General features: G+C 65.2%; 10 protein-coding genes. 7 read left to right on the top strand and 3 right to left on the bottom strand.

All coding sequences use genetic code 11. From position 1 onward, the window contains the following. Window positions 1-16 precede the first annotated feature (16 nt). The 3 genes from ftsZ to V3H18_RS04290 all read left to right on the top strand — a co-directional run bounded on the left by ftsZ (window position 17) and on the right by V3H18_RS04290 (window position 3838). Complete coding sequence (gene ftsZ, locus V3H18_RS04300; RefSeq protein ID WP_332080680.1) at window positions 17-1693, top strand: cell division protein FtsZ; 1677 nt, start codon at window positions 17-19, stop codon at window positions 1691-1693. A gap of 198 nt (window positions 1694-1891) precedes the next feature. Beyond that, on the top strand, window positions 1892-2773 hold the full coding sequence (gene lpxC / locus V3H18_RS04295; protein ID WP_332080679.1) for a UDP-3-O-acyl-N-acetylglucosamine deacetylase: 882 nt from the start codon (window positions 1892-1894) through the stop codon (window positions 2771-2773). 177 nt (window positions 2774-2950) lie between these two features. After that, the gene (locus V3H18_RS04290) at window positions 2951-3838 is read left to right on the top strand and encodes an outer membrane protein assembly factor BamD (RefSeq protein ID WP_332080678.1); all 888 of its coding nucleotides are present in this window, start codon (window positions 2951-2953) and stop codon (window positions 3836-3838) included. 1 nt (window position 3839) lies between these two features. Here V3H18_RS04290 and V3H18_RS04285 read toward each other — a convergent pair whose 3' ends face one another. Further along, on the bottom strand, window positions 3840-4733 hold the full coding sequence (locus V3H18_RS04285) for an alpha/beta hydrolase (protein WP_332080677.1): 894 nt from the start codon (window positions 4731-4733) through the stop codon (window positions 3840-3842). Between the two features lie 84 nt (window positions 4734-4817). Between V3H18_RS04285 and recN the strand changes: the two genes are divergently transcribed. Beyond that, window positions 4818-6497, top strand: coding sequence for a DNA repair protein RecN (gene recN / locus V3H18_RS04280; protein ID WP_332080675.1), 1680 nt, complete (start codon window positions 4818-4820; stop codon window positions 6495-6497). A gap of 221 nt (window positions 6498-6718) precedes the next feature. On the opposite strand, the gene V3H18_RS04275 is transcribed toward recN, so the two are convergent. Both V3H18_RS04275 and V3H18_RS04270 read right to left on the bottom strand, forming a co-directional pair. Continuing rightward, window positions 6719-7789: a hypothetical protein gene (locus tag V3H18_RS04275; RefSeq protein WP_332080674.1), complete on the bottom strand. Its 1071-nt coding sequence runs from the start codon at window positions 7787-7789 to the stop codon at window positions 6719-6721. 502 nt (window positions 7790-8291) lie between these two features. Beyond that, entirely contained in the window at window positions 8292-8999 is a 708-nt protein-coding gene (locus V3H18_RS04270; protein ID WP_332080673.1) for a L,D-transpeptidase, read from the bottom strand. Between the two features lie 311 nt (window positions 9000-9310). On the opposite strand from V3H18_RS04270, the gene V3H18_RS04265 reads away from it, so the two are divergent. From V3H18_RS04265 to V3H18_RS04255, 3 genes are read left to right on the top strand one after another with little or no spacing between them, the layout of a single operon-like run. Beyond that, a complete protein-coding gene (locus V3H18_RS04265; protein WP_332080739.1) occupies window positions 9311-10189 on the top strand; it encodes a chorismate mutase in 879 nt (292 codons plus the stop codon). Window positions 10190-10191: 2 nt separating this feature from the next. Then, window positions 10192-11322, top strand: a complete 1131-nt coding sequence (gene hisC, locus V3H18_RS04260; protein ID WP_332080672.1) for a histidinol-phosphate transaminase — start codon at window positions 10192-10194, stop codon at window positions 11320-11322. Next, a complete protein-coding gene (locus V3H18_RS04255; protein ID WP_332080671.1) occupies window positions 11315-12235 on the top strand; it encodes a prephenate/arogenate dehydrogenase family protein in 921 nt (306 codons plus the stop codon). The genes hisC and V3H18_RS04255 overlap by 8 nt, the downstream gene beginning before the upstream one ends. Window positions 12236-12514: the final 279 nt, after the last annotated feature.

Below are 12514 nucleotides of genomic sequence, written 5' to 3'. Positions count from 1 at the left end.
GTGAGAGGCCTGGCAGATGACGATCAATCTCAAAGCTCCCGAATTGAGGGAATTGAAGCCCCGCATCATGGTTTGCGGCGTGGGCGGCGGCGGCTGCAACGCCGTCAATAATATGATCACCTCCGGGCTGTCCGGCGTCGACTTTCTCGTCGCCAACACGGATGCGCAGGCGCTTGCGTCCTCGCAGGCCGAGCGCATCATTCAGATGGGGCTGCAGGTGACGGAAGGGCTCGGCGCGGGCGCGCAGCCTGAAGTCGGCCGCGCCGCCGCCGAAGAGGCGCGCGAAGAAATCCGCGAGCATCTGACGGGCGCGCATATGTGCTTCGTCACCGCCGGCATGGGCGGCGGCACCGGCACCGGCGCGGCGCCGGTCATCGCGCAGATCGCGCGCGAGATGGGCATTCTCACCGTCGGCGTCGTGACCAAGCCTTTCCATTTCGAGGGCCAGCGCCGTCTGCGCATCGCCGACTCAGGCATCGGCGAACTGCAGAAATGCGTCGACACGCTGATCGTCATCCCCAACCAGAATCTGTTCCGCATCGCGACCGAGAAGACCACCTTCGCCGACGCCTTCGCCATGGCCGACCAGGTGCTCTATTCGGGCGTCGCTTCGGTCACGGACCTCATGGTCAAGGAAGGCCTCATCAATCTCGACTTCGCCGACGTGCGCTCGATCATGCGCGGCATGGGCAAGGCGATGATGGGCACGGGCGAGGCGACCGGCGAGCGCCGCGCCAATCTCGCGGCGGAAGCGGCGATCGCCAATCCGCTGCTCGACGAAGTGTCGATGAAGGGCGCGCGCGGCCTCTTGATCTCCATCACCGGCGGCCACGACCTCACGCTCTATGAAGTCGATGAGGCGGCAAGCCGCATCCGTCAGGAAGTCGACGAGGACGCCAACATCATCCTCGGCGCGACTTTCGATTCCTCGCTCGAAGGCGTGGTGCGCGTTTCCGTCGTCGCAACCGGCATCGATCTCGCGGCGATCACCGCCGACGATCCGACGAGCGAAGCCCGTCTGCAAGAGGCGGCGGAGCGTCTGCGCAGCCAGTTGCAGAACGCCCGCGCGCAGCAGGCCGCGCCAGTCGTGGAGAGCGCGCCGGCCGCCGTCTATCATGAGGAGCGCGAAACGCCTCAGGCCTATTTCCACGACGGGGCGCAGGCCGCCGCGCATGGCGTCTATCTGGAGCCGGCGCCCCCGCGCCAGACCTATGCGGAGCCCAGGTTCGAAGCGCCGCATGTCGTCGCCGACGCGCCGACCGCGCCTTACGTGCCGCCGGCGCCCGAATTGCCGCGCGCCCCGCGCATGCCGCAGATCGAGGATTTTCCGAAACCGATCCAGGATCAGCTGCGTCAGGCCCGCGTCGGCGACGCCGGCGCCGATCGCCGCAAGTCGATCTTCGAGCGTCTCGCCTCCTTCGGCGCGAGCCGGCAGGAAGAAGCGCTGCAGGGCGCGCCCGCCGCGCCGCAGCCGCATCCTGGCTCCCGTCCGCCGCTCGCGCCGCCCGGCGGCCCGCAGCCGTCGCCGACGCACGCCGAATATGGCAAGCGTCCGGCCCAGCCGGCGCCGCACCCCTATAATGCGGGTCATGCGGCTCACGACCCGCATGCGCGCCGCCCCCAGCAGCCGCGCCCCGTCGAGGAGGACCATCTCGAAATCCCGGCCTTCCTGCGCCGCCAGGCCAATCACTGATCCTGATCAAGACTAACGAACGAGGCCCGGCGGTCCGCCGGGCCTTTTCATTTCGGCGATCCGCTTTTGTAACATTCTGTAGGAAAGCGTTACTGGAGCCGGCGCGGCGCCCTTTGCTATCTTGCCGCCGGCTTTTTAGGGGAGGGCTGCGCGATTCGTCCCGATCAACGCCGAGAGTCGCCGCGCGACGCGCGGGCCATGCAGCGCACGCTCGCGCGCAGCGTCTCGCTCGCCGGCCGCGGCGTGCATGGCGATCGTCGCGTTTGCCTGACCCTTGCGCCCGCCGGCGCCGACTCGGGCGTCGTCTTCAGCATCGCGGGAGCGGAGATCGAGGCGCGCTGGTCGCGCGTCGATTCGACGCGGTTGCGCACGCGGCTTTCGGCGGAGGGCGCCGCCGTTTCCACCGTCGAACATCTGATGGCGGCGCTTGCGGCGCTCGAGATCGATAATGCGCTGATCTTCCTCGATGGCGACGAAGTTCCGGCGCTCGACGGTTCCGCCCGCGATTTCGTCGCGGCGATCGACGAGGCCGGCGTTCGCGCGCTTCCAGTCCCGCGTCGGGCGTTGCGCGTGACGAAGCCTGTCAGGGTTGCGGACGGCGCCGGCTGGGCGGAGCTGCGGCCCGCCGATCGGGGTCTCCATCTCGACGTCGAGATCGCCTTTCCGGGCGGTCCTGGTCGTCAGCGGCTCGCGCTCGATCTCACGCCCGAGTCGTTTCGGCGCGAACTTGCCTTCGCACGCAGTTTCGGCTTCCTGGGCGACGCCGAAAGGCTCTGGCGCGAGGGGCTCGCGCTTGGCGCCGGCCTCGACAATACGATCGTCTTCGACGGCGATTGCGTGCTGAACCCGCTGGGCTTGCGCGCGCCGGACGAATGCGTGCGCCACAAAATGCTCGACGCCGTCGGCGACCTCGCGCTCGCCGGCGCGCCGCTGATCGGCGCCTTTCGCTCCTATCGCGGCGGCCATGGCCTCAATCTGGCCCTTCTCAAGGCCGCCGCCGACGCTGGCGCGCTGGTCGCTGATACCTCGCTTGTGGCGGCGGAACGGGCCCATTGGCCCCCGCCCAGCCTCTCGCCATAATCTCGCCAGAAGAAGGCTTATTTTTTAATTGACCCGCGAAAGCGGGCGAATTGGCGCGCCGCCGCGCCTTTCAGGCGCGAGAGGGCCGGGGCCGCCGCTGGCGGCGCGACTCGACCGAAGAGATTTCAAAAGGCGGCTTGGCGCGACCATCGTCAGGCGTGGCGCAAGGGGCAGCACATGTCGGTTATCGCACGTTCGATTCGTTCGTCGGCCTTTGTCGCGGCGGCGCTGCTGATGGCGGGCGCGCCGGCGCGCGCCGATATCATGGATCAGATCACCAGCGGCTTCGGCCTGTTCGGCGGCGGCGGCTCAAAATATACCACCGAGATCACGCCCGACATTCCGGCGGACGATCTCTACAATCAGGGCCTCGCCCGGCTGCGGGCCAAGGATTTCGAGGGCGCGACCAAGAAATTCGGCGAATTGGAGAAGCAGTACCCCTCGTCGGACTGGGCGCGCAAAGGCCTGCTGATGACGACCTTTGCGCAGTTCCAGCAGCCCAAATACGACGACGCGGTGCAATCGGCGCAGCGTTACATCGGCCTTTATCCGAATTCGGCCGACACGCCCTATGTTTATTATCTCGCCGGCATGTCCTTCTATAATCAGGTGCCGGACGTGATGCGCGACCAGTCGGCGGCCGAGAAGGCGCTGGAAGTGTTCCAGCAGCTCGTCCAGAAATTCCCCAAGTCGGAATATGTGAACGACGCGCGCTACAAGATGCAGGTGACGCGCGACCAGCTCGCCGCCAAGGAGATGAACGTCGGGCGCTTCTATCTGACGCGCAAAAACTATCCGGCGGCGATCAACCGCTTCCACGACGTGCTCGGCAAATATCAGCAGACGCGCCACACGGAAGAAGCGCTATATCGTCTGACCGAAGCCTATCTCGCCATGGGCGTCACCAATGAAGCGCAGACGGCCGCCGCGATTCTGGGGCATAATTTCCCCGATTCGCAGTGGTACAAGGACGCGCATGCGCTGCTGCAGGCCGATGGACTCCAGCCGCATGAATACACCGATTCCTGGCTCTCCAAGGTCGGCAAGACGCTGCACGCGATCTGACCTAATCTGCCGCGAAACGCGCCTGAACGAACGCGCCCGTCTGCGCGAGCGCGCGTCGCGCTTCCGGCAGCCGCGCGTTCCATAAGTGCCATGCGTGGATCATTCGCGGCCAAATCTCCAATGTGACGGAGACTTCGGCCGCGCCAGCCGCCGCGGCGAGCCTTGTCGAATCGGCGAGCAGGGTTTCCTCCGAACCTACTTGAATAAGAAGCGGCGGCAGGCCGCCGAATGCGCCGAAAAGCGGCGAGACGCGCGGGTCCTTCCGGTCGACGCCAGCGGGAACATAGGCCTGGGCCAGCTCTTCGAGATAGGGCCTGTGCAGGAGCGGATCGGCGGCGTCCTTGGTCGTGAGGGTTTCGCCCGACAGGGTCAGGTCCGTCCAGGGCGATACGAGCCAGGCGCAGGCGGGAAGCGCCTCCTGAAGGTCGCGCAGGCGCATGAGCAGGGCGAGCGTCAGGCCGCCGCCGGCGCTGTCGCCGCCGACCGCTATTTTGTTCGCGGCATAGCCCTGAGCGCGCAAGAAGCGCCACGCCGCCAGCGCGTCTTCGTAAGCCGCGGGAAAAGGATGCTCCGGCGCGAGCCGGTAGGCGACGGCGAGCGCGCGTGCGCCCGCCGCGCGTCCCGCCTCGCTCGCCATGCGGCGATGGCTGAGGATGGAGCCCGAGCAATAGCCGCCGCCGTGAAAGAAGAGGATGGCGCGCGAGGGGTCGCTCTCCGGCGCGAGCGACCATTCGGCGGCGACGCCGTCCAACGCCGCCTGCTCCAATGAAATATCGGGCGCGGCCGGCCAGACCGCCCCGACCTCCTCGATGCGGGCGCGCCGCGCCGCCCAGCCCTGCGGCCGCGGCTTGGCGCCCAGGAGCGCGCGAATCTCGTTGACGCCGACCTCGGCCATGAAAATCTCCGTTTTGAAAAGGCGCTCAGCAATTATAATCCGGCGCGCCTTTCCGCCAGCGAAGGATCATCGAGCAAAGACGCCATGCTGGTTCGCCTCTCCATTCGCGACATTGTGCTCATCGACGCGCTCGACCTCGAATTCGAGCCGGGGCTGACGACGCTCACCGGCGAGACGGGCGCCGGCAAGTCGATCCTGCTCGACGCCTTCGTGCTGGCGCTTGGCGGCCGCGGCGACGCCTCGCTCGTGCGCGCCGGCTGCGAACAGGGACAGGTGACGGCGGTCTTCGAGCTCGCGCCGGACCACCCTGCGCATCTCGCGGCGCGCGAATTCGGCCTCGCCAGCGAAGACGAATTCGTCTTGCGCCGCGTGCAGTCCGCTGACGGCCGCACCCGCGCCTTCGTCAACGACCAGCCGGCGACGGCGCAGGCGCTGCGCGCCATCGGCCGCGAACTCGTCGAAATCCATTGCCAGCATGACGAACGCGCGCTCGTCGATCCGGCGGCGCATCGCGCGCTTGTCGACGCACATGGCGGCCTTGCCGCGCAGGCGAATGAGCTGCGCGCGCGCTATGGCGCGTGGCAGGAGGCGCGCCGCGCGCTTGCCGAAGAGGAGGCCCGCGTCGCGAAAGCGCGCGCCGACGCCGATTTCCTGCGCCACGCCCATGCGGAGCTTTCCGAGCTCGCGCCGCAGCAAGGCGAGGAGGAGGCGCTCGCCGAGCGGCGTCTCTTCATGCAGCGCGCCGAGAAAGTCGCCGCCGACATCAGCGACGCGCTCGCCGCCTTTGCGAACGACGGCGCGCCCGCGGTCGAGATCGCCCAGGCGGCGCGCCGTCTCGAGCGCCGGCTCGTCCAGGCGCCGCTGCTTTTAGAGCCGCCGGCGCGCGCTTTGGCGCAGGCGGTCGACGCCCTTAGCCTCGCCGAACAGGCGCTGGAGCAGGCGCTGAGCGAAACGAAATTCGATCCGGCGGAATTGGAGCGCGTCGAGGAACGGCTCTTCGCGCTGCGCGGCGCCGCGCGCAAACATCGCGTCGCTGTCGCGGACCTTGCGAAGCTCGCGGAAAAATTCGCAGACGACATCGCCGCGCTCGACGCTTCCGAAGCGCGGCTCGTGGCGTTGGGCCGGGCGCTCGCCGAGGCGAGGGCGGCCTATGACGCAGCGGCTCAGGCGCTCTCGGCCGCGCGTAAGGCGGCGGCGAAGCGGCTCGACGCGCTCGTCGACGCCGAATTGAAGCCGCTAAGGCTGGAAGGCGCGCATTTCTCGACGCAGGTGACGAGCGACCCGGAGGCGCGCGGCCCGGAGGGGATCGACCGCGTCGAATTCTGGGTGCAGACCAATCCGGGATCGCGCCCTGGGCCTTTGACGAAGGTCGCGTCGGGCGGCGAACTCGCGCGCTTCATGCTGGCGCTGAAGGTCGTGCTCGCCGATCGCGGTTCGGCGCCGACGCTGGTTTTCGACGAGATCGACACGGGCGTCGGCGGCGCGGTGGCCGACGCCATCGGCCAGCGGCTGGCGCGGCTCGCCAAGCGCGCGCAGGTGCTCGCCGTCACTCATGCGCCGCAGGTCGCCGCGCGCGCCGGCCAGCATTTGCGCATCAGCAAGGGCGCGCCGGTGAAGGCGGGCAAGGAGAAGCGCGTCGCCACCAGCGTCGCCGTGCTGGCCGAAGGCGAACGCCGCGAGGAAATCGCCCGCATGCTGTCGGGCGCCGCCATCACCGAAGAAGCCCGCGCGGCGGCGGCAAGGTTGTTGGAAGGGGCGGGGTAGGGGGCCGCCTTTGGGGGGCGTCTCAGTTTGATTTTCGTCTTTGGCGGGAAGCGGAAGTTTTGGCTGGCGGGATGGCAATCGTAACGCTCCCAGCAGCGGAAGTTTGCGCCGCTCGCGTTCTGAATTGCGGTCCACTGTCGTCTCGCTCGCGCCGCCCCATGAGCGGCTATGAGACCCCTTCGAGCACTGCGCGTCCTGGGAATCGGGACGCACGATGTGAATTAGCGGTGGCCCCTCCTTGCCCCAGCGCGCCGGGAAGTCTTTCTCGCTGTGGCCCTTCTAAGCGCTTTCACTTTTACGGTCTTTCTTACCAAATGCTTTGTTGTTGCCTTCTTTTTTGGTACCCCCTTGCGCATGGCCTTCTTGGTGACTCCTCTGCGCACAGCCTTCCTCGCAGCAGTTGGGCCGCCGCCTATTCCTGACATCCCCTCTCGTCGGCCGGTCATCTTACTCTTAACCGCCTTCTTCTCCATTCTAGTCGCCGGAAATGCAAGTTTTGCCAGCGATTCGAGGTCCTCTTCTGTAGCCGGGGCGATTGATCTAGGCATGGGCTTCATAAGCGGCAATATTTCTATGTTATCAGGGCTTGAGAGTTCGTGTGGGACGGGGCAGTCGAACCCGTCAGCCTTGGACTGCGGTACATAAAAAACAACTGACACTAATGGGTGGCCCAGCACGCCAGAATCTGTCTTTTTAATTGTTTTTCGAATATCTCCCCATAATACGCCTCGGCGATAAGAAATCTCCAAGTACTCATATGAATGCAAATAAACTTCCCATGTACGCGGCCGATACCGCCTCCTTATTTGAACCACTCCCCGCTTGGTTGTGGGGTTTAACTTAAGGACATGCTCGTCTTCTTGTGTTTCCTCAAAGGTATGCGAACTTGTTCCGGTGAGAACACTTTCCGTTGTAGACGCTATTTCATAATCTGTTTTTGAAAGTATTTCAGAGTCTATTTTTCCAGAGAAGCCAGGAATTTTGGCACTGAATTCTGCACCGAGTTTTGCCGCTAATCGATCGCATACGCGAGAACTCGTCGCAAACTTGATCGCGTTTGAAATAGTATCGGTCCGGATATTTGTGATCTGGCGTTTTATCTTTATCTCGTGGGCAACATGCGGCCCAACGTTAAGTTCCTCAATAACGGGACCGGGTAGGGAATTCTCACCATCAGATTCGACAATCAGTATCCGCGCGCGAATAGCCGCGTAGCGGTCGCCGCCCAATGGCCGCCATTTTGAGCGGTCCGATAAATCTGAACCCGGCACAATTTCCCATTTCTTAGTCACCGATATGTCCTTTCGTAATCGAAAAAAACTCGTCATCCCCCGAGTGTGGCGTACGGGGACGGGGGCAAATCGCTCGCGAAGCGCGCTTTTTTGGTGCCGGCGCGAGAGAGTGGTTTGCGGCGGTCATTGATGATTCTCCGGTAGGGTCGTTCATCCTACCGATGCTAGTGTCAGCTGGGCGTATAAGAATTCAGCCCCAGAAAAAAGTTTACGCTATCCTAAATATACTTTCAAAATTGCACGCGGTTTCGTTCAGCGCGCCTTTCCACCGGAAGGTCCGAGAAGGGTCCATCAAGCCATTCATCATCCGCTTGGTGGCGCGAATGCTGCGGGTTACAAGCTGAAATTCAAACTGAGACCCTACCCAGGGTGATCGAGTGAGGAAAAATGCGCGAAAACGGGTTTCCTCGTCCTTCGAGACGGCCTCTTCGAGGCCTCCTCAGGATGAGGAAACCCTTTATCCGATCGTCCCGAGCTAGCAGGGACGCTTGCGCGCCCCTCCCTACGCCGGCAGCATGACCACCTTGGTCTTGATCGGCGTGCGCGAATAGAGGTCGAGCATGTCCTGGCTGAGGAGGCCGGTGCAGCCGCTGGTGATGCCCTGGCCGATCGTCTCGGGGTCGCTGGTGCTGTAGATCGTGTAGACCGTGTAGGCGCCGTTCTTATAGAGATACAGCACGCGGGCGCCGAGCGGATTTTCCAGACCTCCCGGCATGCCGCGGGCGTATTTGCGCGCCTCCGGCTGGCGCGCCATCATCTCTTTTGGCGGCGTCCAGGTGGGCCATTCGGCCTTGCGCCCGACATAAACGTCGCCGCTCCACAGGAAGCCCGTGCGGCTGACATTGGCGCCGTAGCGGGTGGCGTTTCCGTCGCCTTCGATGCGGTAGACATAATAATTGGCGGGATCGACGATAATCGTGCCGGGCGCCTCTTTGCTTTCGTAGCGCACTATCTTGCGAAAATATTTCGGATGGAGCTTGCCGATGTCGACCGCCGGGATCGGGTATTTCTCATTGGGCACGGCGGCGTAGAACCGCGCCGCCTCGGCCCGGCCCATGTCGTCGGACACGCAGCCGGCGAGACCGGCCGCGCCGAGACCGGCGGCGGAGCCGAGCAGAAACGACCGGCGGTTGAGACGCCCCGGCGCAAGCCCGCTCAGAGCTTCCTCGCTGCTGTCGCCGGATTCGGCGATCCCTTCGTCCCTGATCATGATTTTTAAGCCCCGATGACCTATCGCCCGACCGAGAATATTCCGGCGCAAACCCGCTGAATGTCAGTGCAGAGCTGAGGTCGCCGTCACTAGCATTCGGAAGGTGACGGACATCGGCTATGGTCGGCAATTCCGGTCATTCTGTGGCGGCGATCGCCACGGCGAAAGTCGAACTGAAAAACCGCCGTTTTTTCGTTTCGAATGGCGTCGTCGCCGGGCGCAATGTGACGCCCCAGCGCGCCGACAGGGTCGGCGGCCGGCGCGCCGCCTTTCGTTGCCTCCCGTTCCGCGCTGGCCTAAGAGAGAGCGCCATGCAGGACGCGCCCTTGCTCAAACCCGCCGCCGATACGCTCGCCGAACTGCGCGACGAGATCGACCGCATCGATCTCGAGATGCATCGGCTGCTGATGCAGCGCGGCGAAATCATCGACCGGCTGATCGCGGTCAAGCGCGAGCAGGGCGCGGGCCCCGCCTTTCGCCCCGACCGCGAGGCGCAGATGATGCGCGCGCTGGTCGCGCGCCATCAGGGCCTTTTGCCCGTCGACGCCGTGGAAGGCGTCTGGCGCGTCATCGTCTCCACCTTCACCTATGTGCAGGCGAATTATTGCGTGCATGCCGATGATTCCGGCGGCGACGCGCAAATGCGCGATTCCGCGCGCTTCCATTTCGGCTTCACCGTGCCCTATGTCGCCCATCACGGCGCGGGCGCCGTAATCGACGCCGTGGCGGCCTCGCAGGGCGATCTCGGCGTGCTGCGCGCGACGGGCGGCCTCGCCGACGGCGCCTGGTGGATGCGCCTTGTCGGCGAGGACGCGCCGAAAATCATCGCCCGGCTGCCTTTTGTCGAGCGGCCCAATCATCCCGCCGGCCTGCCCGTCTTTGTCGTCGCGCGACTCGCGCCGGAGGCGATGGCGCATGGCGTGTCGCTCTACGCCGTCGGCCTCGCGCGCTGGACCCATGCGCTGCCCGGCGCGTTTTCCACGCTCAAGGGCGAAATTCTGGCGAGCGCGCCGCATCCCGAAGGGCTCGCGCTGCTTGTCGCGGCGGCGGGCGACGCGGACGCCCGCGGCTTCGCCGGGGCGATGGCGGCGGCGGGGATCGAAGGCGCGCGCGTCGACGTCATCGGCAGCCATGCGATGCGCTTTCAATTGGACGATGCGCGCAGCGGCGTCTTCGCGCCAGGGAGTTGACCATGACGCGTCCCGCACCGCGCCCGAGCGTTCTCGCGATCGATCCTTACGTGCCCGGCAAGAGCGCCGCGCCTGGAGCCGGGCGCGTCTTCAAATTGTCGGCCAATGAAACGCCGCTCGGGCCCTCGCCGCGCGCCATCGAGGCGCTGCGCGACATGGCGCCGGAGATCGCGCTCTATCCAGAAGGCTCGTCGCGGGCGCTGCGCGAGGCGATCGGCGCCCGCCACGGCCTCGATCCTGCCCGCATCATCGCCGGCGCCGGCTCCGACAATATTCTGGAGCTGCTCGCGCTCGCCTATGTCGGGCCCGGCGACGAAGGCGTCTACAGCCAATATGGCTTTCTCGAATATAAAATCGTCATTCTCGCCGCCGGCGGAACGCCTATCGTCGCGCCGGAGACGCATTACACGGCGAATGTCGACGCGCTGCTCGCCTGCGTGAACGAGAAGACGAAAATCGTTTTTCTCGCCAATCCGAACAATCCGACCGGAACCTATCTGCCGGCGCGCGACGTCGCGCGGCTCGCGGCTTCGCTTCCTGCCCATGTGCTGCTCGTGCTCGACGCGGCCTATGCCGAATATGTGCGGCGCGAGGATTACGAGGCGGGCGTCGCGCTCGTGAACGCGCATGAGAATGTCGTGATGACGCGCACTTTCTCGAAAATCTACGGGCTCGCGGCGCTGCGCGTCGGCTGGGGCTATGGCCCCGCGCATGTCATCGACGCGCTGAACAGAATTCGCTCGCCCTTCAATGTTTCGAGCGCGGGGTCTGTGGCGGCGATCGCCGCGCTCGCGGACGAGGCGCATCTCGCCGCGGCGGTCGGGCATAATGAACGCTGGCTGCCCTGGCTGACGCGCGAGATCGCCGCGCTGGGCCTGACCGTCCTGCCGAGCGCCGCGAATTTCGTCGCCATCCGTTTTCCCGAAGCAAAGGGCCTTACGGCGGCGGACGCCGACCGTTTCCTCACCGCGCGCGGGCTGGTGCTGCGCGCCGTCGCCGCCTATGGCATGCCCGACTTTCTGCGCCTCACCGTCGGTTCGCAGGAAGCGAATGAGAAGGTCGTCGCGGCGCTCGCCGAATTCATGCAAGGCGCGGGCGCGCGCGAAAGCGCGCGAGCAAGCCTTCATGGCTGAGCCCGTCTGCGAGCGGCTCGCGCTTATCGGCGTCGGCCTCATCGGCTCCTCGATCGCCCGCGCGGCGCGCGAATTCGGCGCGGCGCGACATATCGCGCTCATGGATTCGTCGCCGTCCGTCGTCGCGCGCGCGCGCGAACTCGGCCTCGCCGATCTTGCGACGGAAGATCATGCGGAGGCGCTCGCAGGCGCCGATCTTGTCATTGTCTGCACGCCGGTCGGCGTCTGCGGCGAGGTCGCGCAAAAGATCGCACCGTATCTGCCGAAAGGCGCCGTTGTCTCGGATGTCGGCTCGGTGAAAGGCGCGGTGGTCGCGCAAATGGCGCCGCATCTTTCCGAACGCACGCGTTTCATCCCCGCCCATCCGATCGCCGGCACTGAATTTTCCGGGCCCGACGCCGGCTTCGCGATGCTTTTTCAAAACCGCTGGTGCATCTTGACGCCGCCCGATGGCGCCGATGCGTCGGCGGTGGAAAAGCTCATGGCGTTCTGGACGCGGCTTGGCGCCAAGGTCGAGACGATGAGCGTCGCGCATCACGACGCGGTGCTCGCGCTCACGAGCCATCTGCCGCATCTCATCGCCTATAATATCGTCGGCACGGCGGATGATTTCGGCGACGAGACGCGCTCCGAAGTCATCAAATTCTCGGCCTCGGGCTTTCGCGACTTCACGCGCATCGCGGCTTCGGACCCCATCATGTGGCGCGACATTTTTCTCGCCAATAAGGATGCGGTCCTCGAAATGCTCGGACGCTTCAACGAGGATTTGAGCGCGCTCCAGCGGATGATCCGGCGCGGCGACGGGCAGGGGCTTTTTGAATTCTTCTCGCGCACGCGGGAAATCCGGCGCTCGATTATCGAGCAGGGGCAGGATACGGCTGCGCCCGATTTCGGCCGCAGAAGCGGCAATTAGAGCGGTTTCCGGCGAAGCGAATGCGGGCTTCGCATGGAAAATGCGCCCATCGACGAAACAGGTCCTTCACGAATCGATGATTCATGGAGGCGCTTTACAAAATTCCTGCGCCGTCTTGCCTTTTGCGACGCGCCTTTCATATCCCCTAGGATGTTGCCGCGAAATATCGGCGAACAGGAGGTCGGCCTATGAAAGCCCGGCAAGGCGCGGCGATTCCGAGAAGCGGAGATATGCGAGACGGAATAAGAGCCGGCTGGTTGAGCCGCTTTATCCTTATCT

Origin of the sequence: Methylocystis borbori (genome assembly GCF_036576025.1) — a bacterium.
Lineage (GTDB): Bacteria > Pseudomonadota > Alphaproteobacteria > Rhizobiales > Beijerinckiaceae > Methylocystis > Methylocystis borbori.
This window is presented reverse-complemented; position numbering and strand designations above follow the sequence as displayed.

Coding starts and splice junctions, on each gene's coding strand:
- ftsZ (WP_332080680.1), top strand. CDS start 17: ATGACGATCAATCTCAAAGCTCCCGAATTGAGGGAATTGAAGCCCCGC.
- lpxC (WP_332080679.1), top strand. CDS start 1,892: ATGCAGCGCACGCTCGCGCGCAGCGTCTCGCTCGCCGGCCGCGGCGTG.
- V3H18_RS04290 (WP_332080678.1), top strand. CDS start 2,951: ATGTCGGTTATCGCACGTTCGATTCGTTCGTCGGCCTTTGTCGCGGCG.
- V3H18_RS04285 (WP_332080677.1), bottom strand. CDS start 4,733: ATGGCCGAGGTCGGCGTCAACGAGATTCGCGCGCTCCTGGGCGCCAAG.
- recN (WP_332080675.1), top strand. CDS start 4,818: ATGCTGGTTCGCCTCTCCATTCGCGACATTGTGCTCATCGACGCGCTC.
- V3H18_RS04270 (WP_332080673.1), bottom strand. CDS start 8,999: ATGATCAGGGACGAAGGGATCGCCGAATCCGGCGACAGCAGCGAGGAA.
- V3H18_RS04265 (WP_332080739.1), top strand. CDS start 9,311: ATGCAGGACGCGCCCTTGCTCAAACCCGCCGCCGATACGCTCGCCGAA.
- hisC (WP_332080672.1), top strand. CDS start 10,192: ATGACGCGTCCCGCACCGCGCCCGAGCGTTCTCGCGATCGATCCTTAC.
- V3H18_RS04255 (WP_332080671.1), top strand. CDS start 11,315: ATGGCTGAGCCCGTCTGCGAGCGGCTCGCGCTTATCGGCGTCGGCCTC.